We start from the raw sequence: 24834 nt of genomic DNA on the forward strand, positions 1-24834 counted from the left end.
TAGCGCTCGTTAACCTAAAGGAAACGCGTTAACGGTCATTAACCGAGCAAGGGGGCTCGACTGATGCGGCAGGCACCAGTGCTGGCGAGCGCGGCTGACCCCGCGTCCGAGGCATGGCGGGCGAACGAGGCGGCGCACACCGCCCTCGTCGACGAGCTGCGGGCCAAGCTCGCGGCGGCCGCCCTCGGCGGCGGCGAGCGGGCCCGGGCCCGTCATGTGGCGCGCGGCAAGCTGCTGCCCCGCGACCGGGTGGACACGCTCCTCGACCCGGGCTCGCCCTTCCTGGAGCTGGCCCCCCTCGCGGCCGACGGGTTGTACGGCGGGGGTGCCCCCGCGGCAGGCGTCGTCGCCGGGATCGGCCGCGTCTCGGGCCGCGAGTGCGTGATCGTCGCCAATGACGCCACCGTCAAGGGCGGCACGTACTACCCCATGACGGTGAAGAAGCACCTGCGCGCCCAGGAGGTGGCCCTGGAGAACCGCCTCCCGTGCCTCTACCTGGTCGACTCGGGCGGCGCCTTCCTGCCGATGCAGGACGACGTCTTCCCCGACCGCGAGCACTTCGGGCGGATCTTCTACAACCAGGCGCGGATGTCGGCCGCGGGCATCCCGCAGATCGCCGCCGTCCTCGGCTCCTGCACGGCCGGTGGGGCGTATGTGCCCGCGATGAGCGACGAGGCGGTGATCGTGCGCGAGCAGGGCACGATCTTCCTCGGCGGTCCGCCCCTGGTGAAGGCCGCCACCGGCGAGGTCGTCACGGCGGAGGAGCTGGGCGGCGGCGAGGTCCACTCGCGCACCTCCGGCGTCACCGACCACCTCGCCGAGGACGACGCCCACGCCCTGCGCATCGTGCGCACGATCGTCTCGACCCTCCCCGAGCGTGCCCCGCTGCCCTGGCCGGTGCAGCCCGCCGAGGAGCCCAAGGTCGATCCCCTGGGGTTGTACGGCGCGGTGCCCACCGACTCCCGCACGCCCTACGACGTGCGGGAAGTCATCGCGCGCGTGGTCGACGGCTCCCGCTTCGCCGAGTTCAAGTCGGAGTACGGGACGACCCTGGTCACCGGCTTCGCCCACATCCACGGCCACCCCGTCGGGATCATCGCGAACAACGGCATCCTGTTCTCCGAATCCGCCCAGAAGGGCGCCCACTTCATCGAGCTCTGCGACCAGCGCGGCATCCCCCTGGTCTTCCTGCAGAACATCTCCGGCTTCATGGTCGGGCGGGACTACGAGGCGGGCGGCATCGCCAAGCACGGCGCGAAGATGGTCACGGCCGTCGCCTCCACGCGCGTGCCGAAGCTGACGGTCGTCGTCGGCGGTTCGTACGGCGCGGGCAACTACTCGATGTGCGGCCGGGCCTACAGCCCCCGCTTCCTGTGGATGTGGCCGAACGCCAAGATCTCCGTGATGGGCGGCGAGCAGGCCGCCTCCGTCCTCGCCACGGTCAAGCGCGACCAGTTGGAGGCCCGCGGCGAACAGTGGAGCGCCGAGGACGAGGAGACCTTCAAGGACCCGATCCGCGCGCAGTACGAGGAGCAGGGGAACGCGTACTACGCCACGGCCCGCCTCTGGGACGACGGCGTGATCGACCCCATGGAGACCCGGCAGGTGCTGGGTCTGGCTCTGACCGCGTGCGCGGGCGCCCCCTTGGGCGAGCCCGGCTTCGGCGTCTTCCGGATGTGAGGAACGAATGACGATGTTCGACACGGTTCTGGTCGCCAACCGGGGCGAGATCGCGGTCCGCGTGATCCGTACGCTGCGGGAGATGGGCGTCCGCTCGGTCGCCGTCTTCAGTGACGCGGACGCGGACGCCCGGCATGTGCGCGAGGCCGACACCGCGGTGCGGATCGGCCCGGCACCGGCCGCCGAGAGCTATCTGTCCGTGGAGCGCATCCTGGAGGCCGCGGCGAAGTCCGGCGCCCAGGCGGTCCACCCGGGGTACGGCTTCCTGGCGGAGAACGCGGAGTTCGCACAGGCCTGCGCCGACGCGGGCCTCACCTTCATCGGCCCGCCCGCCTCGGCCATCTCCCTCATGGGCGACAAGATCCGCGCCAAGGCGACCGTGCAGGCCGCCGGTGTGCCGGTCGTACCCGGCTCATCGGGCAGCGGCCTGACCGACGCCCAACTGGCGGACGCGGCACGCGAGATCGGCACTCCGGTGCTGCTCAAGCCGAGCGCGGGCGGCGGCGGCAAGGGCATGCGCCTGGTGCGCGACGAGGCGCTCCTCGCCGACGAGATCGCGGCGGCCCGCCGGGAGGCCCGCGCCTCCTTCGGCGACGACACGCTGCTCGTGGAGCGGTGGGTCGACCGCCCCCGGCACATCGAGATCCAGGTCCTCGCGGACGGCCACGGGAACGTGGTGCACCTCGGCGAGCGCGAGTGCTCCCTCCAGCGCCGCCACCAGAAGATCATCGAGGAGGCGCCCAGCGTCCTGCTCGACGAGGCCACGCGCGCGGCGATGGGCGAGGCCGCGGTCCAGGCGGCCCGCTCGTGCGGGTACGCGGGCGCGGGCACGGTGGAGTTCATCGTGCCGGGCGTCGACCCGTCCTCGTACTACTTCATGGAGATGAACACCCGCCTCCAGGTGGAGCACCCCGTCACGGAGCTCATCACCGGCCTCGACCTGGTGGAGTGGCAGCTGCGCGTGGCGGCGGGCGAGCCGCTGCCGTTCGCCCAGGACGACATCACCCTCACCGGGCACGCGGTGGAGGCCCGCATCTGCGCGGAGGACCCCTCGCGCGGGTTCCTGCCCTCCGGCGGCACGGTCCTTTCGCTGCACGAGCCGCAGGGCGACGGCGTGCGCACCGACTCCGGCCTGAGCGAGGGCACGGAGGTCGGCAGCCTCTACGACCCGATGCTGTCGAAGGTCATCGCGTACGGCCCGGACCGCGCGACGGCCCTGCGCAAGCTGCGCGCGGCCCTCGCGGACACGGTCACCCTCGGCGTGCCGACGAACGCGGGCTTCCTGCGCAGGCTCCTGGCCCACCCGGCGGTCGTCGCGGGCGAGCTGGACACGGGCCTGGTGGAGCGCGAGGCGGACGGGCTGGTCCCGGACGGCGTGCCCGACGAGGTGTACGAGGCGGCGGCCGCGGTCCGCGAGGACGCCCTCAGGCCCACCGGCGGCGGCTGGACCGACCCCTTCTCCGTGCCCAGCGGCTGGCGGCTCGGCGGCACCCCGGCGCCCGTGACGCACTGGCTCAAGGCCGCGGGGCTCGAACCCGTCGCCCACCGCCTCCGCAGCGCCGGACACACCGTCGCCCCCGACCGCGTGCGCGTCACCGTCGACGGCACCCTGCACGCCTTCCGCCGCGCGGGCGACTGGCTGGGCCGGGACGGCGACGCGTGGCACGTCCAGGACCACGACCCCGTCGCGGCCTCCCTCACCGGCGCCGCGCACGCCGGGGCCGACGCGCTCACCGCCCCCATGCCCGGCACCGTCACCGTCGTGAAGGTCTCCCCCGGCGACACGGTGACCGCGGGCCAGAGCCTGCTGGTCGTCGAGGCGATGAAGATGGAGCACGTCATCTCCGCCCCGCACGCGGGCACCGTCACGGAGCTCGACGTCACCCCGGGCACGACCGTCGCCATGGACCAGGTCCTCGCCGTCGTCACCCCCGAGGAGGAGCAGGAATGACCAGCACCGACCCCCTTGAGCTGGCGTCCGCACCGCTCCCCATGGTGGTGCCGACCCGCGGCCTGCCGTCCCACGTCCGCATCCACGAAGTGGGCGCACGCGACGGCCTGCAGAACGAGAAGACGGTCGTCCCCACGGAGATCAAGGCGGAGTTCATCCACCGCCTCGCCGACGCGGGCCTCACCACCGTCGAGGCGACCAGCTTCGTGCACCCCAAGTGGGTGCCCCAACTGGCCGACGCCGAGCAGCTCTTCCCGCTCCTCGGCGACCTCCAGGGCGTCCACCTGCCGGTCCTGGTGCCGAACGAGCGGGGCCTGGACCGCGCCCTCGCGCTCGGCGCCCACCGCGTCACGGTCTTCGCCAGCGCCACCGAGTCGTTCGCCAGGGCCAACCTCAACCGCACGGTGGACGAGGCCCTCGCGATGTTCGCGCCGGTGGTCGCCCGCGCGCGTGAGCAGGGCGTGCACGTCCGCGGCTATCTGTCGATGTGCTTCGGCGACCCCTGGGAGGGCGCCGTGCCCATCTCCAAGGTCGTCCGCGTCTGCCGCGCCCTGATCGACATGGGCTGCGACGAGCTGAGCCTCGGCGACACGATCGGCGTGGCCACGCCGGGCCACGTCTCCGCGATGCTCGCCGCGCTCAACGCGGTCCAGGTGCCGACCGAGCGCATCGGCGTCCACTTCCACGACACGTACGGCCAGGCGCTCACCAACACCCTCGCCGCCCTGCAGCACGGCGTGACGACGGTGGACGCGTCCGCGGGCGGCCTCGGCGGCTGTCCGTACGCGAAGAGCGCCACCGGGAACCTCGCCACCGAAGACCTCGTGTGGATGCTGCACGGCCTCGGCATCGACACCGGGGTCGACCTCGTCCGTCTCAGCGCCACCAGCGCCTGGATGGCCGACCAGTTGGGCCGACCCAGCCCGTCCCGCACCGTCCGTGCCCTCACGGCCCGCTCCCACGAAGAGCCGACCGCAGCCCCACAGGAGCAGTGAACAACGATGGACCACCGTCTGAGCCCCGAGCACGAGGAACTGCGCCGCACGGTAGAGGCGTTCGCGCACGACGTCGTCGCCCCCAAGATCGGCGACTTCTACGAGCGCCACGAGTTCCCCTACGAGATCGTCCGCGAGATGGGCCGCATGGGCCTGTTCGGCCTCCCCTTCCCGGAGGAGCACGGCGGGATGGGCGGTGACTACTTCGCGCTCGGCATCGCCCTCGAAGAGCTCGCGCGCGTCGACTCGTCCGTGGCGATCACCCTGGAGGCGGGTGTCTCCCTCGGCGCGATGCCGCTGCACCTCTTCGGTACGGAGGAGCAGAAGCGCGAGTGGCTGCCACGGATGTGCGCGGGCGAGGTGCTCGGCGCGTTCGGCCTGACCGAGCCGGACGGCGGCTCGGACGCGGGCGGCACGCGCACGACGGCGGTGCGCGACGGCGACGAGTGGGTGATCAACGGCTCCAAGTGCTTCATCACCAACTCCGGCACGGACATCACGGGCCTGGTCACCGTCACCGCCGTCACCGGCCGCAAGGACGACGGGCGCCCGCTGATCTCCTCGATCATCGTGCCGTCCGGGACGCCCGGGTTCACGGTCGCCGCGCCCTACTCGAAGGTGGGGTGGAACGCCTCGGACACCCGCGAGCTGTCCTTCTCGGACGTCCGCGTCCCGGCGGCGAACCTCCTCGGCGAGGAGGGCCGCGGGTACGCGCAGTTCCTGCGCATCCTCGACGAGGGCCGGATCGCGATCTCCGCGCTCGCCACCGGTCTCGCCCAGGGCTGCGTGGACGAGTCCGTGAAGTACGCGCGGGAGCGGTACGCCTTCGGCAGGCCGATCGGCGCGAACCAGGCCATCCAGTTCAAGATCGCCGACATGGAGACACGGGCACACATGGCCCGCGTGGGGTGGTACGACGCGGCGTCCCGGCTGGTCGCGGGCGAGCCCTTCAAGAAGCAGGCGGCCATCGCCAAGCTCTACTCCTCGACGGTCGCGGTGGACAACGCCCGCGAGGCCACGCAGATCCACGGCGGGTACGGCTTCATGAACGAGTACCCCGTGGCCCGCATGTGGCGGGACTCGAAGATCCTGGAAATCGGCGAGGGGACGAGCGAGGTGCAGCGCATGCTGATCGCCAGGGAGCTGGGCTTCGCGAGCTGAGCGGGGCCGTACCGCGAGGGGTCGCAGAACCGGGAGTTAGCTTAGGTTAACCTAAGCTCTAATTCCGGCCAGCGGCCCCGCCGCCGTACGTCACGAAAGCAGAGACCCACATGCGCCAGGTCCGCCTCCCCCAGCCGTCCCGCCGAGGCGTCCTCGCCGCCGGCGGCGCCCTCGGCCTCACCGCCTTCCTGGCGGCCTGCGGCAGCGAGAAGAAGGACGGAGCCGGCGCGACCGGGGGTGGTGGCAAGACCGGCCCCTGGAGCTTCAAGGACGACCGCGGCGAGACCGCCAAGCGCGACGCGGCGCCGAAGAACATCGTGGCGTTCACGGGCGTCGCCGCCGCCCTGTTCGACTACGGCATCGAGGTCAAGGGCGTCTTCGGCCCGACGAAGACCAAGGACGGCAAGCCCGACGTCCAGGCCGGCGACATGGACATCAGCAAGCTGACGGTCATCGGCAACGAATGGGGTCAGTTCAACATCGAGAAGTACGCGGGCCTCGCCCCGGACGTGCTGCTCTCCACGATGTTCGACGACAAGGGCACGCTCTGGTACGTGCCCGAGGAGAGCAAGGACAAGATCCTCAAGCTCGCCCCGAGCGTCGGCATCAGCGTCTACGACCGCCAGCTCACGCACCCGCTGCAGCGCATCCAGGAGCTCGCCGAGTCGCTCGGCGCGGACGTGAAGGCCGACAAGGTCGTCAAGGCGAAGAAGCGCTTCGAGGACGCGTCCGCGCGACTGCGCAAGGTCGCCAAGGCGCACAAGGACATCAAGGTCCTCATCGGCTCCGCGAGCCAGGACCTGTTCTACGTCTCCGGCTCGAACCTCTCCGTCGACCTGGAGTACTTCAAGGCGCTCGGCGTGAACATCATCGAGCCGCCGGAGAGCGCCAAGAAGGAGTCCGGCGGCTGGTTCGAGAACCTGAGCTGGGAGAACGTCGACAAGTACGACGCGGACCTCATCATGATGGACAACCGCTCCTCCGCCCTGCAGCCCGCCGCCCTCGACGAGTCCAAGCCGACCTGGAAGAAGCTGCCCGCGGTCAAGGCCGGACAGGTCATCCCGCGCGTCGCGGAGCCGATCTTCTCGTACGACAAGTGCGCGCCGATCCTTGAGGACCTCGCCGACGCGATCGAGAAGGCGAAGAAGCTGAAGTAGCCGAAGCGGCGACCGCCACCCGCGGCCGCCGCCCAGCGCCGCCACCCGCCGCCCCCTTCACTCCCGGAGGGGGCGGTTTCGTTTTCCGGGGCGGGACCCCAAAGGGAGTTGAATTTAGGTTAGGCTTACCTAAGTCAACCCCTCACCCGGAGGACAGTTCATGCGCTCGCACCTGCTCAACGGCACCACCGCGGAGCGGTACCGCAGCTCCGTGACCGAAGGAGTCGAGCGGGTGGCCGCCCGACTCGCCACCACCTCCCGCCCGTTCACCGCCACGTCCGCCGACGGCCTCGCACCCCGCATCGACGCCGTCGACCTGGACGAGCCCCTGCACGACACCCGCGCGGCCCTCGCCGAACTCGACGAGCTGTACCTGCGCGACGCGGTGCGCGCCCACCACCCCCGCCACCTCGCCCACCTGTACGCCCCTGCCGTCATCCCCGCCGTCCTCGGCGAAGCGGTGCTCTCTGCCGCCAACTCCGCCCTCGGCACCTGGGACCAGCCCGCGGGCGCTCCCCTCATCGAGCGCCGCGTCATCGACTGGACCGCCGAGCGCATCGGCCTCGGACCGGCCGCCGACGGAGCGTTCACCGACGACGGCGCCCAAGCCGAGCTGCAGGCGCTGCTGCTCGCCCGCGAGGAGGCCGGGGACCGGGACCCCGCCACCCTGCGGATCTTCGTCTCCGAGGCCGCCCACCTCGGCGTCCGGCGCACGGCCCGGCTGCTCGGCCTCGGCGACGACGCCGTCGTGACCGTCCCCACCGACCGCAGCAGACGCCTGCAGACCGTGGCCCTCGCCCGCGCCCTTGAGCGCTGCGCACGCGACGACCTCTCCCCCATGGCGGTCGTCGCCACCGCGGGCAGCGCCGACTTCGGCTCCATCGACCCGCTGCCGGAGATCGCCAGGCTCTGTGCGCAGTACGGCACCTGGCTGCACGTGGACGCCGCGTACGGCTGCGGGCTGCTCGCCTCGCGCGGGAACCGGCACCTCCTCGACGGCATCGAGCGCGCCGACTCCGTGAGCGTGGACTTCCACAAGGCCTTCTTCCAACCGGTGGGTTCCGCCGCCGTCCTGGTGCGCGACCGGGCGCTGCCGGACCTGCGGACGGGCCGCCGCTTCGACGCCCTCAAGCTGTGGATGACGCTGCGCGTGATGGGCGCGAACGGCATCGGCGACCTCTTCGACGAGGTCTGCGACCTGGCCACCCGTGGCTGGAAACTGCTCGTCGCCGACCCGCGCTTCGACGTGGTGACCGAGCCCCAGCTCTCCACGCTCGTCTTCCGCTACATCCCCGCGAAGATCTGCGCGCCCGCCGCGATCGACCGCGCCAACCTGTATGCCCGCAAGGCGCTCTTCGCCTCCGGCGACGCCGTCGTGGCGGGCACCAGGGCAGGGGGCCGCCAGTACCTCAGGTTCACCCTGCTCGACCCGGGGACGACCACCGACGACATCGAAGCCGTCCTCGACCTGATCGCCGGCCACGCCGAGCAGTATTTGGGAGAGCACCTTGACCGCGCTTGCTGACGTCCGCCCGCTCACCGGCCTCGGGAGCGCCGACTTCACGCTCCGCCCGCTCGACCCCCTGACCGACTCCGAGCTGGTGCACCGCTGGGTGACGCACCCCCTGGCGGAGCACTGGATGATGCGGGACGCCACCCTGACGGACGTCGAGCGCGCCTACATGGCGATCGCGGCCTCCGGCCACCGCGATGCCTACCTCGGCCTGTGCGAGGGCGTGCCGTCGTTCCTCGTGGAGTGGTACGACCTGCGGCAGCTGTCCGCCCCATGACCGAGCGGGGCCCCCGAGACGGTCCTCGGGGGCCCCGCTCCTGAACGGACTGGGCCTGGACTGCGGCTACTTGCCGGGCCAGGGCACCTGCGGCGACTCGTAGTAGCCGATGCCCAGCGCGTCCCAGCGCGGGGCCTGCGCGGCGAGCCGCACCTTGTACTTGTCCCAGTCGTGCGTGGCGGCGGGCGACCAGCCGAGCTCGGCGATGCCGGGCAGCCGCGGGAACGCCATGTAGTCCAGGTGCGCGGAGGTCGAGAGCGTCTCCGTCCACAGCGGCGCCTCGACCCCGATGACCGAGTCCGCGGGCGCGCCCTGGAGGTAGGTGGCCGGGTCCCAGTCGTAGGAGCGCTGCACCTCGACGTAGCCCGCCCAGGAGAGGCCGAGCGGGGTGTCCTTGGTGTACTTGTGGTCGATGTAGGCGCGGTCGGCCGGTGAGAGCAGGAGCTTCGTGCCGTTCTTCGCGGCGTTCACAACCTGCTCGCGCTCGGCGGCGCCGGTCCTGTCGTAGCCCCAGTACTGGGCGACGGCGCCCTTGGCGGGCTCGGCGGCGGTCAGCTGGTGCCAGCCCATCACCGTCTTGCCGTACTTGGCGACGATCGGCTGGACCTTGTCCATGAACGCGACGAAGTCCTCGTGGCTGGTGGAGTGCGCCTCGTCGCCGCCGATGTGGAGGTACTTGCCGGGCGTCATCGCGGCGATCTCACGGATCACGTCGTCCACGAAGTCGTACGTCACGTCCTTCTTGGCACACAGCGTGCTGAAGCCGACTTCGGTGCCGGTGTAGAGCGGCGGGGCGACGCCGTTGCAGTTCAGGTCGGCGTACGAGGCGAGCGCGGCGTTGGTGTGCCCCGGCATGTCTATCTCGGGGACGACCTCCAGGTAGCGCGAGGCGGCGTAGTCGACGATCTCCTTGTACTGCGCCTTCGTGTAGTACCCGCCCTTGCCGCCGCCGACCTGCGTGGACCCGCCGTACGTCGCGAGCCGCGGCCAGGAGTCGATGGCGATGCGCCAGCCCTGGTCGTCGCTGAGGTGCAGGTGCAGCTTGTTCATCTTGTAGAGGGCGGCCTGGTCGATGTAGCGCTTGACCTGGTCGACGGTGAAGAAGTGGCGGGCGACGTCGAGCATCGTGGAGCGGTAGCCGTAGCGCGGCATGTCCTTGACGGTGCCGCCCGCGATCCGCCACGGGCCGCGCTGCCTGGTCTGCTTCTCCACGGCGGCGGGCAGTTGCTGCCGCACGGTCTGCACGCCGTAGAAGAGACCGGCGCCGCTCCAGGAGGTGATGGTGAGGGAGCCGCGCGCGGAGATGACGCGGTACCCCTCGTCGCCGAGCTCCTTGTTCGCCGGTTCGGCGCTGATGCGCAGCCGGATGCCGTCGGATCCCTTGTCGCTGGTGACGGGGAGCTTGTAGCCGGTGGAGGGGCGCAGCACCTTGGCGAGGTACTCGGCCACGCGGCGCTCCTCCGCGTTGCCCTTGCCGACGCGGATCCGGGTCTTGGCGGTGATCTCGTACCCGTCCCCGGCCGCCTCGGCCGCGAGGGGCGCGGGGACGACCTGGCCGAGTGGGGTGACCGCGGGGGCCCTCGCCCCTCCCGAGGCGGGTGCGGCGGCGAAGGAGGAGATTCCGGCGGCCGCCACGAGCAGGAGCGAGCCGAGTATGCGTGTCGTTCTTCTGTGCGATCTCACAAGCGGGTCCCTTCGGGCGCATATGTGGTGCATCGCAATCGAACGGTCCCCATTGGTAACCCGGCCCCCACAAGGGGTCAAGGGGTGTAGACCATTTGTCCAAGTGCTCGGTGCGAGAATCCTGGCATGGCGGAAATCATCCAGCGCGACGGGACCTGGACCTTCGACGGAGAGACGTTGCGCCTCGTGCCGGGCCACGACAAGAACGTGTCCCTGCTGCGCAAGACACTGGGCGAACTGACGGTTCCCCTGGCCGCGTTGGCGGGCATCTCCTTCGAACAGGGGAAGAAGTCGGGGCGGTTGAGGCTGCGGCTGCGGGACGGCTCCGACCCGCTGCTCCAGTCGACGGGCGGGAAGCTGACGGACTCCTCCGATCCGTACCAGCTGACGGTCGAGCCAGACCGGTACGGGGTCGCGGAGTATCTGGTCGACGAGGTGCGCAACGCCCATCTGATCGAACAGGTGCCTGCCGCGCCCTGCGACGCCTACCTCCTCACGGGCCCTTCCGTGCCGCTGTCCGTCTCCGCGGGGGACGGCACGGCGAGCTTCGACGGGGAGAACATCCGCCTGGAGTGGAACTGGAAGACGGAGGAGGCCAAGACGGCGGCCGGTCCGCGGTCGCTGGCGCTCGCGGACGTCGCCGCGGTGGAGTGGCAGCCCGCGGTCGGCCTGGAGAACGGCCATCTGCGGTTCACGGTGAAGAACGCGCCGACCAAGGCCCCGCCGAAGTACGACCCGAACTCGGTCGAGCTGTGGGGCTTCAAGAAGGACCCGCTGATGGCGCTGGTGGCGGCCGCGGTCCAGGCCCGGCTGCCACACCCCTCGGGCCCCGCCCCGAAGGCGCTCGCGGGCTCCTCCCCCGACGGCGCGGCGGCCGAGGCGCCGCGGCCCGCGGCCGATGACCACGACGCGCTCCTGCGCCGCCTGCGCGAACTGGGCGAGCTGCACCAGGCCGGGATCCTCACGGACGAGGAGTTCGCGACGGCCAAGCAGGCGGTCCTGCGCCGCATGTGAACGCCGCGGGCGAGCCTCACGTGAGCGCCCTTTGCGCCACCCACTGGCCCGTTCGACACGCTCCTGCCCGATTCCGGGCAGGATTCTTGCGAAAGGGTGTCCGATACCTCAGGATCAACGAATGCACGACGACCTGGTGGATCACCTCACCCGCAGCACCCCGCTCCAGCGGGGCGAAGCGCTGCGGGTCATCCAGGACGTGCTCGCCTACTTCGACGAGACGACCGAAGACTTCGTCCGTCGCCGCCACCGCGAACTGCAGGGTCAGGGCCTGCTGAACGCGGCGATCTTCCAGCAGATCTCGGCGGATCTCGAATACCGCGCGGTCGCACCTCCGGAGCTCACCCTCAGGCAGCTGCGCCGCATCGTCTACGGCTAGGACACCCTTTATGTGCGGAATCGTCGGGTACATCGGCAAGCGTGACGTCGCCCCGCTCCTCCTCGAAGGCCTGCAGCGCCTGGAGTACCGCGGCTACGACTCCGCGGGCATCGCAGTCACCAGCCCCAAGGCGACGGGTCTGAAGACCGTCAAGGCCAAGGGCCGCGTCCGCGACCTGGAGGCCAAGGTCCCCGCCCGCTTCAAGGGCACGACCGGCATCGCCCACACCCGCTGGGCCACCCACGGCGCGCCCTCCGACGAGAACGCCCACCCGCACCTCTCCGAGGACAACAAGGTCGCCGTCGTCCACAACGGCATCATCGACAACGCCTCCGAGCTGCGCGCCAAGCTCACCGCCGACGGCGTCGAGTTCCTCTCCGAGACCGACACCGAGGTCCTCACCCACCTCATCGCCCGCTCCCAGGCGGACAAGCTGGAGGAGAAGGTCCGCGAGGCGCTGCGCCACATCGAGGGCACGTACGGCATCGCCGTGCTGCACGCCGACTTCAACGACCGCATCGTCGTCGCCCGCAACGGCTCGCCCGTGGTCCTCGGCATCGGCGAGAAGGAGATGTTCGTCGCCTCGGACGTCGCGGCCCTCGTCTCCCACACCCGCCAGGTCGTCACCCTCGACGACGGCGAGATGGCCACCATCAAGGCCGACGACTACCGCACCTACACCACCGAGGGCTCGCGCACGACGGCCTCGCCGACCACCGTGGAGTGGGAGGCCGAGTCGTACGACATGGGCGGCCACGACACGTACATGCACAAGGAGATCTTCGAGCAGCCCGACGCGGTCGACCGCGTGCTCCGCGGCCGCATCGACGACCGCTTCTCCACCGTGCACCTCGGCGGCCTCAACCTCGACGCGCACGACGCCCGCAAGGTGCGCCGCGTCAAGATCCTCGGCTGCGGCACCTCGTACCACGCGGGCATGATCGGCGCCCAGATGATCGAGGAGCTGGCCCGCATCCCCGCCGACGCGGAGCCCGCGAGCGAGTTCCGCTACCGCAACGCGGTCGTGGACCCCGACACCCTCTACATCGCGGTGTCCCAGTCCGGCGAGACGTACGACGTGCTCGCCGCCGTCCAGGAGCTGAAGCGCAAGGGCGCCCGCGTCCTCGGCGTCGTGAACGTGGTCGGCTCGGCGATCGCCCGTGAGGCGGACGCGGGCGTGTACGTCCACGCGGGCCCCGAGGTCTGCGTCGTCTCCACCAAGTGCTTCACCAACACCACGGTCGCCTTCGGCCTGCTCGCCCTGCACCTCGGCCGCATCCGCGACCTGTCGGTCTCCGACGGCAAGCGGATCATCGAGGGCCTGCGCAAGCTGCCCGGACAGATCTCGGAGATCCTCAAGCAGGAGGACGAGATCAAGAAGATCGCCAAGCAGTACGCGGACGCCCGTTCGATGCTCTTCATCGGTCGGGTACGCGGCTACCCCGTCGCCCGCGAGGCCTCCCTCAAGCTCAAGGAGGTCTCGTACATCCACGCCGAGGCCTACCCCGCCTCCGAGCTGAAGCACGGCCCGCTCGCCCTCATCGAGCCCGCCCTGCCGACGGTCGCGATCGTCCCCGACGACGACCTCCTGGAGAAGAACCGCGCCGCCCTGGAGGAGATCAAGGCCCGCAGCGGCAAGATCCTCGCCGTCGCGCACCAGGAGCAGGAGAAGGCCGACCAGACCATCCTCGTCCCGAAGAACGAGAACGAGCTGGACCCGATCCTGATGGGCATCCCGCTCCAGCTGCTCGCCTACCACACGGCGCTGGCACTCGGCCGGGACATCGACAAGCCGCGCAACCTCGCGAAGTCCGTGACGGTGGAGTAGTCACACCCGCCGGACCCAAGTGAACGACCCCCTGTGCGTGCCACCAGCACACAGGGGGTCGTTCCTCAAGGGCCGGGGTCGCCCATTACCCCGACCCGCGCCCGCCTCGTCCGGTGGCCGTCACCCTCCGGCCCGAGACGCCGCCGTTGTGACCCTTATGTACCCTTCACCAGGGCACGAACCACCTCTACGCGCGAGTAGATTTATCTGTCCACAAAACCGCCTCACAAGGCGAGTTGGGACCCACGCCCCCCAACTCACCGAGGGCGTGCGGTCGTTAAGGAATGACGACGACGGGGCGCTGCGCCCGGCGCGCGAGCCGGCCCGCGACCGAGCCGAAGATGCGCCCCACGATGCCGTGCGTGGAACCGACGACGATCGCGTCCGCGCTGTACTCGCGGCCGACCTCCTCCAGCTCGTGGCAGATGTCGCCGCCGCGCTCGACGAGGATCCACGGCACCTCGGAGAGATACTCCGCGCAGGCCAGCTCCAGGCCGAGCACCTCCGTCCGGTGGTCGGGCACGTCGACGAAGACCGGGGGCTCGCACCCTGCCCACACCGTGGTGGGCAGCCGGTTGGCGACGTGGACGATGATCAGGCCCGATCCGGAGCGGTGGGCCATCCCGATCGCATAGGCGAGCGCCCGCTCACTGGAGGTCGAGCCGTCGAAGCCGACGACGACACCGTGCCGGAAGGCGGGATCGCAGGAGTGACGCGGTTCTTCCGCCGCGCGGGGGGTCGCTGTCGGATCGGCGACCTGCCGCTTGCGGTCCGCAGGTTCGGAGAATTCGTGACCGGCCATCGGTGTCTCGGCGAAGGAGTCCTCTGTGGGAGGGCAGGCTTTTTCAGGTGGTGCGAAAGTTCAGGACCTGGAAGGTCGTCCGGGAATCATCTTCCCAACCTCATACCCCCAAGGGTACGGCGACACTCCTCCTCTGCCCAGAGCCTGCGAAGAGCCCCGCTCGGAGCCCGCACCGGGCCTGCACAGGGCCTCCCGGCGTTCACCGGAGCATGCATGAGCCGCGCCCGTATGGCAATGGTTGCTGCCTCCTACAGGCGGTTTGCCCACCCGTCCGGCGCCACCCGGAGGCCTTCCCAGTGACCCGCCGACGCACCTTGCGTTGGACAGCGCTGGACCTCCGTACACCATCGCCACAGGGAGCACGCCGTGCCTGGACCTTCGACCGCGTCCCCACCTTCCACCCGCTTCCCTTCTTCACCCGAGTCTTCACCAGAGCAAGGAGCGCACGGGCGACGGCCCGCCGCGGTGCCCCCGCCGCGCACCCACGAGCCGCCGGACGCGCCCCCGCAGGACGCCGCGAGCGACGTGGTCCGCTGGGCCGCGTTCAGCTGCGTGCTGGTCCCCGTCGTCCTTGTCGGGTACGGCGGCTCACTCGCCGGCGCCACCGGCGCGGCGCTCGGACTCGTGGCCGTCACGGGGGTGTGCCGGGTGCTCCTGCGGCAGTCCGAGCGCGGCGCCGCGCGACTGCTTGCAGAACAGAACAACGGGCACCGCGGACGGCACGGCAGAACGGGTGTGGGCGCGCACAGGGGCACTCGTCAGAGTGCCGATGGTGCACCGTTGGACTGACCAATTCACACACACGCTCCCGTATGTTTTCAGCCAACTTCCGGGGGCCGCCGAATTCTTGGCCGAACGCCCCCTCAACCCCCGTCCGACCAGGGCTGAAAGACGCGCTCAGGCCGCCCGCACCCTACGGGGACCGGCCACGGAGCGAAGGCGCACTTCCCAGCAAGCCGCCCGAGTGCAACGCTTCGTGATCGAATGCTTCACGCCAAGTTGCCATGTCGACAATCTGCCGAGTGATGAACTGGTCACCCCGGCAGCACGGGACGCAGTAGATTCGATCTTGACTGTATTACGGCGGGGGACTGGTGGAGGACCGAGGGGAAACGTGCAGGAGCGACAAGCCAGGCAAGCGCGTCAAGCACGTCGAGAACGCCAAAAACGCCAAGAACAGGGAGCCGCGAAGCCCGAGGGGGGTTTAGCACCATGAGCCACGACTCCATTGCCGCGCCGGAGGCCGCGGCTCGGAAACTCTCGGGGCGTCGCCGCCGGGAGATCGTAGCGGTGCTGCTTTTCAGCGGCGGTCCCATCTTCGAGAGCTCCATACCGCTCTCCGTGTTCGGCATCGACCGGCAGGACGCGGGGGTCCCCCGCTACCGGCTGCTGGTGTGTGCCGGTGAGGAGGGCCCGCTGCGGACCACCGGCGGACTGGAACTCACCGCGCCACACGGCCTCGAGGCGATCGGCCGGGCCGGCACGGTCGTCGTGCCCGCCTGGCGGTCGATCACGTCGCCGCCACCACCGGAGGCGCTCGACGCACTGCGTCGCGCGCACGAGGAGGGCGCCCGCATCGTCGGGCTGTGCACGGGGGCGTTCGTACTCGCCGCGGCCGGGCTGCTCGACGGCCGTCCGGCGACCACCCACTGGATGTACGCGCCGACGCTCGCGAAGCGCTATCCATCCGTCCACGTGGATCCGCGCGAGCTCTTCGTCGACGACGGGGACGTCCTGACGAGCGCGGGCACCGCGGCCGGAATTGATCTCTGTCTGCACATCGTGCGCACGGACCACGGCAACGAAGCGGCGGGTGCACTCGCCCGCAGGCTCGTGGTGCCGCCGCGCAGGGCCGGCGGCCAGGAGCGCTATCTCGACAGGTCTTTACCTGAGGAGATCGGCGCCGACCCGCTGGCCGAGGTCGTCGCCTGGGCGCTGGAGCACCTCCACGAGCAGTTCGACGTGGAGACGCTGGCCGCGCGCGCCTATATGAGCAGGCGCACCTTCGACCGCAGGTTCCGTTCGCTCACGGGCAGCGCGCCGCTGCAGTGGCTGATCACCCAGCGGGTGCTCCAGGCACAGCGGCTGCTCGAGACCTCCGACTACTCGGTCGACGAGGTCGCGGGCCGCTGCGGCTTCCGGTCGCCCGTGGCGCTGCGGGGTCACTTCCGACGTCAGCTGGGTTCGTCCCCCGCTGCCTACCGGGCCGCCTACCGCGCCCGCAGGCCGCAGGGCGAGCGGGCACTGGAGTCCGTGCCGGCGACGGCGCAGGCGGTGCCCACCCTGGTGGAGGCCGGTCCGGTGCCGTCCCAGACCAGGCGTACGGCAGCCGCGAGTGCGCTCGGCCCTTCGACCTCGGTGCCGACCGAGCCCGGCAAGCCGAACTCGGACGCGTACGCGCCAGGGCGTGCACCTCTGCCCGGGCAGAGGAGTGCGCCGTAGGGTAAGGCGCATGAACGATCGCATGGTGTGGATCGACTGCGAGATGACCGGGCTCTCGTTGACGGACGACGCACTTATCGAGGTGGCCGCACTGGTCACCGACTCGGAACTGAACGTGCTCGGCGAAGGTGTGGACATCGTGATCCGCCCGCCGGACGCGGCGCTGGAGACCATGCCCGAGGTGGTGCGCACGATGCACACCACCTCGGGGCTCCTCGACGAGCTGGCCGGCGGCACGACGCTGGCCGACGCCGAGGAGCAGGTCCTGGCGTATGTACGTGAGCACGTCAAGGAGCCGCGGAAGGCTCCCCTGTGCGGAAACTCCGTCGGCACCGACCGCGGCTTCCTGCTGCGGGACATGCAGACGCTGGAGGAGTACCTCCACTACCGCATCGTCGACGTCTCCTCGATCAAGGAGCTGGCCCGGCGCTGGTATCCGAGGGCGTACTTCAACAGTCCGGACAAGAACGGAAACCACCGCGCGCTCGCCGACATCCGCGAGTCCATCGCGGAGCTGCGGTACTACCGCGAGGCGATCTTCGTCCCGCAGCCGGGACCCGACTCGGAGACCGCGCGGACGATCGCGGCCAAGCACGTCCTGCCTGCGGAATAGCCCCGGCAGGAGCCCTGTGTACGGGGTCCGGGAAACGTGTGCGCGAGCACCCCTTCGGACCCTGTACACTTTTTCTCGGCCGGTCGGAAGAACGACAAACGACCGGACATGGTGGGTGTAGCTCAGTTGGTAGAGCACCTGGTTGTGGTCCAGGTGGCCGCGGGTTCAAGTCCCGTCACTCACCCTGATTGATCAAGGGCCGGTCTGCGAAAGCAGACCGGCCCTTCGTCGTGCGGGCCCGACACGAACCCCCTCGCGGGCCGGTCCATCACGGTGACGTGGGCGTGCGAGCTGCCGAAGGCCGAGAAGGCGATACGGTGACCGGTCCCCGTCACCTTCCCCGCGGGCCCGACTAGGGTTCCCGAATGATCCGCACCATCGCATTCGACGTAGGCGAAACCATCGTCCGAGATGACCGCCACTGGGGGTCATGGGCCGACTGGCTCCACGTGCCACGCCACACCATGTCGGCGCTCGTCGGGGCTGTGGTCGCCCAGGGGAAGGACAACTCGGAGGCGCTGCGACTGATCCAACCGGGGATCGACATCCCGTCCGCCTACCGGGCCCGCGAGGACGCTGGCCGCGGTGAGTACCTGGACGAGAGCGACGTGTACGAGGACGTCCGCCCCGCCCTGGCGGCCCTGCGCGAGGCCGGTGTCCCCGTCATCATCGCGGGCAACCAGACAGCGAAGGCCGCCGAGCTACTGCGCTCGCTCGACCTGCCCGCGGACCTGATCGCGACCTCGGGTGAGTGGGGTGTCGCGAAGCCGTCAGCAGACTTCTTTGCCCGCCTCGTCTCCGAGGCCGACGTCCCGGCTGGGGAGATCCTCTACGTGGGCGACCACCCGCAGAACGACACGCTCCCGGCCCGTGCGGGCGGGCTGCGTACGGCTCATCTGCGGCGTGGCCCGTGGGGGCATCTGTGGGCGGATGCGCCGGAGGTGGTAGAGGCGGCTGACTACCAGATCGACTCGCTCATGGACCTCGTCGGCATCGTCGAGCGCTGAGCGCCAACGGAGACGGCCCCGCCTGCGGATTACAGGTGGGGCCGTTCCCGCACCAATGCGTGATCACGGGGATACGGTTCGAAGTGGACGCCTCGAACTGGAGCCAGTGTGCCGCCACTTGACGCTGCTGCGCTGGGCAAGCGCATCGCTGCCACCCGCAAGGCCCGACGCATGCGGCAGGTCGACCTCGCCCGACTGGAGTCCTCGTTCACCGGCACCGAGACCCGCGTCCACCTCGCCCTCCCGGAAATCTCCGCGAGCCTTGCCGCGTACGACGTGCCGCTCGGCCCACCGCGGCGCACCCTCGACGAGTTGCACGCGGCAGTCGACGAGGCCGTGAACTGGCGGTTGGCCGCGCGAGCTCCGGGGCCTTTCCCGCATCACGAAACAGACACTCCTCCTTCACATGATGCACACGACGACGCATCATGCGCAGAGAGAGCACAACTGCAGGGGGGACCCATGAGCAACACCATGCCGCCACCGCCGCCCGTATTTCCGCCGCAGCCTCCTCCGCCGCCGCCGCGGAAGGGCGCGAGCAACGCGGTCATCATCGGCTCGGCCGCCGCGGTCATCGCCGCCGTCGTCGTGACGGGCATCGTCGTCGTCAACAGCCGCGACGACGACAAGAAGCCGGAGACCACCAGCTCCGCCAAGCCCGCATCGGGCGACGACGTGGTCGCGGGCGAGGAGGAGCCGGTCGAGGAGGAGTCGATCGACGAGCCGGAGGCGGAGAGCTCCGACGCGGAGGTGGCGGGCCTCGAAGACACCGTGACGTACGAGAGCGACGTCGAGGTGAAGCTGTCGAAGTTCGCCCGTGGCACGTCCAGCTCGTACGGGTCGCCGGAGAACACGCCGTACATCAAGTTCGGCGTGCGGGTGAAGAACAACGGGAAGGCGACCGTCGACACGTCGGCGTTCTCCGCCAACTGCTCCTACGGCAAGGACGGCAAGTCGAGCGAATCGATCTTCGACACCGAGCGCGGGCTGAACGGCGGGCCCGACACGAAGCTCCTCGCGGGCCGGTCCATCACGGTGACGTGGGCGTGCGAGCTGCCGAAGGCCGAGAAGACGATTCAGATCGAGGTCTCGCCGGACATGGAGTCGGAGTCCGCGATCTTCACGGGTGACGTGCAGTAGGCGCCGATGCGGCTGTCCACCCAGCGCGTACGGGGGTGCGTGCAGTCCGGGCCGACCGGATGTCTGTCCAGATAGGGGTGGGCGGCCCGCACCGTCTCCATGTGGCCTTCGCACACGAATGACGTCCTGACCTCGTCCGGGCCTTCGTGTTCCCACGCGATGTGCCACGCGCCCGCCGCCGCGCAGCGGACAGCGGTGCCGTCCAGGTGGTGGTCGACGACACCGCAGCCGTCGCCGTCACCCGGGCCGCCGTACTGGGGGAAATTCATGTGCCTGGCTCCTCGGCCGTGAGTGTAGGGCCGTTCACGCGTTCCGGAGGGCGGCCGCCGGAGCATACTGCCACCGCGGGACCCGATCCGCGGAACAGTCCATCCGAGGCGGAAGGCCGTCAGCGCGAGGAGGCGGCGGACGCCCGCGAGCGGCTGGCCGACCGTCGCGAGCGCAGGGCCGACGAGCGGGAGCGGAGCGCGGGCGCCGGGAGCGACGCCGGGCGGGCCGGAAAGGAGTCCGGAAAGGAGTAAGGTCCCGCGGCTCAGGAAGAGTCCCGCTCCACCAGTTGCGTCGGGAGCACCAGCTGGCGCCGCTCCAGGCGCCGGACGGCGGCGGGGCGGCTGTCCGCGATCTCGGCGAGGAGGAGGTCGATCATCGCGCGCCCCATCTCCTCGATCGGCTGCCGCACGCTCGTCAGCGGCGGATCCATGTGACGGGCGATCGCCGAGTCGTCGAAGCCGACCAGGGCCACGTCGTCGGGTATACGGCGCCCTGCCTCGCGCAGCGCCTGGCGGGCACCGGCCGCCATCACGTCGGAGCCCGCGAACACCGCGTCCACCTCGGGGCAGGCGGCGAGCAGCTCCCGCATCGCCCGGCGGCCGCCCTCCTCCGTGAAGTCGCCCTGCACGATCAGCCGTTCGTCCACCGTGTGGCCCGCCTCCCGCAGCGCGGCGCGGTAGCCGTCCAGGCGGCGCTGGGCTCCGTACACATCGAGGCGGCCGGTGATGGTGGCTATGGCGGTGCGGCCGCGCGACAGGAGGTGCTCCACGGCGGAGCAGGCCCCTGCGTAGTTGTCGGAGTCGACGGAGGGCAGCGCCTCCTCGGCGGAGCGGCGGCCGCTGATCACCGCGGGGATCTCCAGCTGGGCGAGCAGGTCGGGCAGCGGGTCGTCGGCGTGCACCGAGACCAGGAGGACTCCGTCGACGCGGTGGGCCGCGAGGTACTGGGCGAGGCGCTGGCGCCTGCGGTCGTTGCCCGCGAAGATCAGCAGCAGCTGCATCTCGGTCTCGCTGAGCTCGGCGCCGACTCCGCGCAGGACGTCGGAGAAGTACGGCTCGGCGAAGAAGCGGGTCTCCGGCTCGGGCACGACCAGCGCGATCGCGTCCGTGCGGTTGGCGGCCAGGGCGCGCGCCGCGGTGTTGGGCACGTACCCGAGCTCGGCCACGGCGGCCTCGACGGCGGTCCTGGTCGCCTCGCTCACCCGCGGCGAACCGTTGATCACTCGGGACACGGTCCCCCGGCCGACCCCCGCCCGCGCCGCCACCTCTTCCAGAGTGGGCCGTCCGCCGCTGCGGCCGCGCGCCGCGTGAGCTGCCATAGTCCGCCTCCCGTCACACTTCCCCCGGCGAGGAATGTAACAGCCCGATCTTCGCCGGTCCGCCGGGCCGATCCACAGACGTCCCGTAACGGCCCGATAACCGAAGACGTAACTCCCTGTCCGGTCCCTTGACACCCCCGGCGCCAGCCACGAGTCTTCAACTCATCACTTGTGGGAGCGCTCCCACACTACCTGACACGTACACATCCCGCACGTTCCCCGCCCGAGCCGCAGAGTGAACCAACGGGCCCAGCAGTGCAGTTGGCCGGGGGGTCGGCACGTCAGGCAACAGGAGGACGTCATGCGCAGCAGCACATTCCGCCGGTCCCGTCGAACCCGCCGACTCGTGGCGTACGCGGCCACGGCCGCGCTGGCCACGAGCCTGCTGGCCGCTTGTTCGAGCGACGACGAGGGCGGCTCGGCAGGCGACGGCAAGGTCACGCTCAACGTGGGCACGTTCGGCGTGCTGGGCCTGAAGCAGGCAGGTCTCTACGACGAGTACGAGCAGTCGCATCCGAACATCAAGATCAAAGAGAACGTGATCGAGCGGAACGACGCCTATTACCCGAAGCTGCTCACCCAGCTGCAGTCCGGCGCGGGCGTGAACGACGTCGCGGCCATAGAGGTCAGCAACATCACCGAGGTCGTGCAGACGCAGGGCGCCAAGTTCGAGGACCTGGGCAAGGCGAAGGGCGTGGACAAGTCGACGTACCTCGACTGGAAGTGGCAGCAGGCCACGACCGAGGACGGCAAGACGATCGGCCTCGGCGTCGACATCGGCCCGACCGCGCTCTGCTACCGCAAGGACCTCTTCGAGAAGGCCGGGCTCCCCACCGACCGCGAGAAGCTCGCGAAGGAGTGGGCGGGCGACTGGGACAAGTACGTCGCGCTCGGCAAGAAGTACATGGCGAAGGCGCCCAAGGGCACCAAGTTCGTCGACTCCGCCGCCAGCGTCTACAACGCGGTCTTCGCCGGTGCCACCGAGCGGTACTACGACAAGGGCGGCAAGGAGATCTACGAGGACAGCCAGGGCCGCAAGGACGCCTGGGACGCGGCGATGAAGGTCGCCCAGGGCGACATGTCCGCCAAGCTCAAGCAGTTCGACCCGACATGGGACCAGGGCTTCGCCAACGCCAAGTTCGCCACGGTGGCCTGCCCCGCCTGGATGGCCGGATACATCCAGGAGAAGGGCGGCCCGGAGGGCAAGGGCCAGTGGGACATGGCCAAGGCGCCGACGGACGGCAACTGGGGCGGCACGTTCCTCGGTGTGCCGAGCGCGGGCAAGCACAAGAAGGAGGCGACCGAGCTCGCCGTCTGGCTGACGCAGCCCGAGCAGCTCGCGAAGGTCTTCGCCAAGCAGGCCAGCTTCCCGTCCACCCCGTCGGCGTACAGCACGCTGAAGCCCTCGGCGGCCACCAAGGCGTACTTCAACGACGCGCCCATCACGGAGATCTTCGCCGACATCGCGAAGAACACCCCCTCGGCCGTCTACGGCATCAAGGACGCCCAGATCGGCCAGTCCATCACCGACATCGGTGTGCTCCAGGTGGAGCAGCAGGGCAAGTCTCCCGAGGAGGGCTGGGAGGCGGCCCAGAAGGAGATCAAGGATGTTCTGGGACAGTGACGCGCATGTCCGAGACCGCTGAGTACGCCGAGACCGCGTCCCCCGGACAAGGGGGCGCGGCCCCGGCCGCGACCGGGAGCAAGACCTCCCGCACGCCGTCACCCTGGCGCAGCCGCCTGTACCGCTGGGACATCAAGGCGTCGCCGTACGTCTTCGTCGCGCCGTTCTTCCTCTTCTTCGGCGCCTTCGGCCTCTTCCCGCTCCTCTACACCGGCTGGGCCTCGCTGCACCGCCTGGAGCTGACCAATCTCGACGACAGCACCTGGCTGGGCCTGGACAACTACACCAACCTGCTGCAGAGCGAGTACTTCTGGAACGCGCTCGGCAACACCTTCACCATCGGGATCATCTCCACCGTCCCCCAGCTGGCCGTCGCGCTCGGCATCGCGCACCTGCTCAACTACAAGCTGCGCGGCTCCACCCTGTGGCGGGTCGCGATGCTCGCCCCCTACGCGACGTCCGTGGCGAGCGCCTCGCTGGTCTTCACGCTCCTGTTCGCGTGGGACGGCGGGATGGTCAACTGGGTGATCGGCTCCGTCGGCTTCGACCCCGTCAACTGGCGGGAATCCTCGTGGGGTTCGCAGTTCGCCGTGTCGTCGATCGTCATCTGGCGGTGGACCGGGTACAACGCGCTGATCTATCTGGCGGCGATGCAGGCCGTGCCGCACGACCTGTACGAGTCGGCCGCGCTGGACGGCGCCTCGCGCTGGCAGCAGTTCCGGCACGTGACGATCCCGATGCTGCGGCCGACGATCCTGTTCACGGTGGTCGTCTCCACCATCGGGGCCACCCAGCTCTTCGGTGAGCCGCTGCTGTTCGGCGGCACGGCCGGGTCCAAGGGCGGCGCCGACCACCAGTTCCAGACGCTGGGGCTCTATCTGTACGACCAGGGCTGGATCAACGGCCATCTGGGGCGGGCGTCGGCCGTCGCCTGGCTGATGCTCGTCATCCTGCTGCTCATCGCCGCGGTCAACATGCTGATCGCCCGACGCCTGAGGAAGGACCGATGAAGGCCCGCACGGTGGAGCCGACGAAGGCCCGTACGGCGGACCCGGCGAGGAAGGCGCGCCCCCTGGGCCGGAAGGCCGGGCGGACGATGCACGCGGGCCCCCTCACGTACGCGGTCCTCGTGCTGTTCACGGCGATCTCGCTGGCGCCCCTGATCTGGACGGCCGTCGCGGCCTCGCGCACGAGCGGACGGCTCGCCCAGACGCCGCCGCCCGTGTGGTTCGGCGGCAACCTCTTCAAGAACCTCGAACGGGCGTGGACGGAGGCGAGCCTCGGCGACGCGATGCTGAACACCACGATCGTGGCGGGCAGCATCACCATCGGCACGGTCCTGTTCTCCACCATCGCCGGATTCGCCTTCGCCAAGCTGAAGTTCAGGTTCAGCGGGGCGCTGCTCCTGCTGACCATCGGCACGATGATGGTGCCGCCGCAGCTCAGCGTCGTACCGCTGTATCTGTGGGTCGCGGACCTGCAGTGGACCAATCAGCTCCAGGCGGTGATCCTGCCGACGTTCGTGAGCGCCTTCGGGGTCTTCTTCATGCGGCAGTACCTGGTGCAGGCGCTGCCGAGCGAGCTGATCGAGGCGGCGCGGATGGACGGGGCGAGCAGTCTGCGGATCATCTGGCACGTGGTGTTCCCGGCGGCGCGGCCCGCGATGGCGGTCCTCGGCCTGCTGACGTTCGTCATGGCCTGGAACGACTTCCTGTGGCCGATCATCGCGCTGAACCAGTCGAACCCGACGGTGCAGGTGGCGCTCAACTCCCTCGGCACGGGTTACATCCCCGACCGGGCCGTGATCATGGCGGGCGCGCTGCTCGGCACGTTGCCGCTGCTGCTCGCGTTCATCCTGTTCGGCAAGCAGATCGTGAGCGGCATCATGCAGGGCGCGGTCAAGGGCTGACCCTCAGGGAGGCCTCCGGGGGCCCGCGGGCTCCCGGACTTCCCCTGCCCCCTTCTCTTACGTACGCCTCT

The 24834-nt window shown here is 70.2% G+C and carries 22 protein-coding genes and 1 tRNA gene; 19 read left to right on the forward strand and 4 right to left on the reverse strand.

The features are described 5' to 3' along the window. Positions 1-63: 63 nt before the first annotated feature. The 7 genes from AC068B_RS04435 (at position 64) to AC068B_RS04465 (ending at position 8734) form a co-directional block, all read left to right on the forward strand. Positions 64-1680, forward strand: coding sequence for a carboxyl transferase domain-containing protein (locus AC068B_RS04435; RefSeq protein WP_478668910.1), 1617 nt, complete (start codon positions 64-66; stop codon positions 1678-1680). A gap of 13 nt (positions 1681-1693) precedes the next feature. Beyond that, positions 1694-3631 (forward strand): acetyl/propionyl/methylcrotonyl-CoA carboxylase subunit alpha, encoded by a 1938-nt coding sequence (locus AC068B_RS04440; protein WP_478668911.1) that lies wholly within the window; start codon positions 1694-1696, stop codon positions 3629-3631. Beyond that, complete coding sequence (locus AC068B_RS04445; protein ID WP_478668912.1) at positions 3628-4626, forward strand: hydroxymethylglutaryl-CoA lyase; 999 nt, start codon at positions 3628-3630, stop codon at positions 4624-4626. The genes AC068B_RS04440 and AC068B_RS04445 overlap by 4 nt, the downstream gene beginning before the upstream one ends. Before the next feature lie 6 nt (positions 4627-4632). Beyond that, entirely contained in the window at positions 4633-5787 is a 1155-nt protein-coding gene (locus tag AC068B_RS04450; protein WP_478668914.1) for an acyl-CoA dehydrogenase family protein, read from the forward strand. Between the two features lie 110 nt (positions 5788-5897). After that, positions 5898-6944: an ABC transporter substrate-binding protein gene (locus AC068B_RS04455; RefSeq protein WP_478668915.1), complete on the forward strand. Its 1047-nt coding sequence runs from the start codon at positions 5898-5900 to the stop codon at positions 6942-6944. A 160-nt stretch (positions 6945-7104) separates the two neighbouring features. After that, positions 7105-8469, forward strand: a complete 1365-nt coding sequence (locus AC068B_RS04460; protein WP_478668916.1) for a pyridoxal phosphate-dependent decarboxylase family protein — start codon at positions 7105-7107, stop codon at positions 8467-8469. Next, the gene (locus AC068B_RS04465; protein ID WP_478668918.1) at positions 8453-8734 is read left to right on the forward strand and encodes a GNAT family N-acetyltransferase; all 282 of its coding nucleotides are present in this window, start codon (positions 8453-8455) and stop codon (positions 8732-8734) included. Before AC068B_RS04460 ends, AC068B_RS04465 begins: the two co-directional genes overlap by 17 nt. A 66-nt stretch (positions 8735-8800) precedes the next feature. On the opposite strand, the gene AC068B_RS04470 is transcribed toward AC068B_RS04465, so the two are convergent. Continuing rightward, positions 8801-10450 carry a beta-N-acetylhexosaminidase gene (locus AC068B_RS04470; RefSeq protein ID WP_478668919.1) on the reverse strand — a complete coding sequence of 550 codons (1650 nt, stop codon included), beginning with the start codon at positions 10448-10450 and terminating at the stop codon, positions 8801-8803. A 93-nt stretch (positions 10451-10543) separates the two neighbouring features. Here AC068B_RS04470 and AC068B_RS04475 point away from each other — a divergent pair, with 93 nt between their 5' ends. From AC068B_RS04475 to glmS, 3 genes are all read left to right on the forward strand, one after another. Then, on the forward strand, positions 10544-11431 hold the full coding sequence (locus AC068B_RS04475; protein WP_478668920.1) for a DUF4429 domain-containing protein: 888 nt from the start codon (positions 10544-10546) through the stop codon (positions 11429-11431). Positions 11432-11552: 121 nt separating this feature from the next. After that, the gene (locus tag AC068B_RS04480) at positions 11553-11810 is read left to right on the forward strand and encodes a hypothetical protein (protein ID WP_478668922.1); all 258 of its coding nucleotides are present in this window, start codon (positions 11553-11555) and stop codon (positions 11808-11810) included. A 10-nt stretch (positions 11811-11820) separates the two neighbouring features. Beyond that, a complete protein-coding gene (glmS, locus tag AC068B_RS04485; RefSeq protein ID WP_478668923.1) occupies positions 11821-13638 on the forward strand; it encodes a glutamine--fructose-6-phosphate transaminase (isomerizing) in 1818 nt (605 codons plus the stop codon). Positions 13639-13915: 277 nt separating this feature from the next. Here the strand turns inward: glmS and AC068B_RS04490 are convergent, their stop codons facing one another. Next, on the reverse strand, positions 13916-14440 hold the full coding sequence (locus tag AC068B_RS04490) for a universal stress protein (RefSeq protein ID WP_055565530.1): 525 nt from the start codon (positions 14438-14440) through the stop codon (positions 13916-13918). A gap of 465 nt (positions 14441-14905) precedes the next feature. On the opposite strand from AC068B_RS04490, the gene AC068B_RS04495 reads away from it, so the two are divergent. The 6 genes from AC068B_RS04495 (at position 14906) to AC068B_RS04520 (ending at position 19642) form a co-directional block, all read left to right on the forward strand. After that, positions 14906-15229, forward strand: coding sequence for a hypothetical protein (locus tag AC068B_RS04495; RefSeq protein WP_478668925.1), 324 nt, complete (start codon positions 14906-14908; stop codon positions 15227-15229). 423 nt (positions 15230-15652) lie between these two features. Next, complete coding sequence (locus AC068B_RS04500; protein WP_468562682.1) at positions 15653-16882, forward strand: GlxA family transcriptional regulator; 1230 nt, start codon at positions 15653-15655, stop codon at positions 16880-16882. Positions 16883-16892: 10 nt separating this feature from the next. After that, complete coding sequence (orn, locus tag AC068B_RS04505; RefSeq protein WP_359352290.1) at positions 16893-17495, forward strand: oligoribonuclease; 603 nt, start codon at positions 16893-16895, stop codon at positions 17493-17495. A gap of 111 nt (positions 17496-17606) precedes the next feature. Further along, positions 17607-17679 (forward strand) — tRNA-His (locus AC068B_RS04510). Positions 17680-17860: 181 nt separating this feature from the next. After that, the gene (locus AC068B_RS04515; RefSeq protein WP_478668927.1) at positions 17861-18502 is read left to right on the forward strand and encodes an HAD family hydrolase; all 642 of its coding nucleotides are present in this window, start codon (positions 17861-17863) and stop codon (positions 18500-18502) included. A 462-nt stretch (positions 18503-18964) separates the two neighbouring features. Then, entirely contained in the window at positions 18965-19642 is a 678-nt protein-coding gene (locus tag AC068B_RS04520; RefSeq protein ID WP_478668928.1) for a DUF4352 domain-containing protein, read from the forward strand. Here the strand turns inward: AC068B_RS04520 and AC068B_RS04525 are convergent. Then, positions 19579-19911 carry a hypothetical protein gene (locus AC068B_RS04525; RefSeq protein ID WP_478668930.1) on the reverse strand — a complete coding sequence of 111 codons (333 nt, stop codon included), beginning with the start codon at positions 19909-19911 and terminating at the stop codon, positions 19579-19581. The two genes, AC068B_RS04520 and AC068B_RS04525, sit on opposite strands and share 64 nt — an antisense overlap. 263 nt (positions 19912-20174) lie before the next feature. Next, a complete protein-coding gene (locus tag AC068B_RS04530; RefSeq protein WP_478668931.1) occupies positions 20175-21230 on the reverse strand; it encodes a LacI family DNA-binding transcriptional regulator in 1056 nt (351 codons plus the stop codon). A 301-nt stretch (positions 21231-21531) separates the two neighbouring features. On the opposite strand from AC068B_RS04530, the gene AC068B_RS04535 reads away from it, so the two are divergent. The 3 genes from AC068B_RS04535 to AC068B_RS04545 are packed head-to-tail and all read left to right on the forward strand — an operon-like array spanning position 21532 to position 24763. Next, positions 21532-22854 (forward strand): ABC transporter substrate-binding protein, encoded by a 1323-nt coding sequence (locus tag AC068B_RS04535; protein ID WP_478668933.1) that lies wholly within the window; start codon positions 21532-21534, stop codon positions 22852-22854. Between the two features lie 5 nt (positions 22855-22859). Next, positions 22860-23864 carry a carbohydrate ABC transporter permease gene (locus AC068B_RS04540; RefSeq protein WP_478668934.1) on the forward strand — a complete coding sequence of 335 codons (1005 nt, stop codon included), beginning with the start codon at positions 22860-22862 and terminating at the stop codon, positions 23862-23864. Continuing rightward, positions 23861-24763: a carbohydrate ABC transporter permease gene (locus AC068B_RS04545; protein WP_478668935.1), complete on the forward strand. Its 903-nt coding sequence runs from the start codon at positions 23861-23863 to the stop codon at positions 24761-24763. The genes AC068B_RS04540 and AC068B_RS04545 overlap by 4 nt, the downstream gene beginning before the upstream one ends. The last annotated feature ends 71 nt before the right edge of the window (positions 24764-24834 follow it).

This window comes from Streptomyces sp. NPDC042371, from assembly GCF_056437465.1.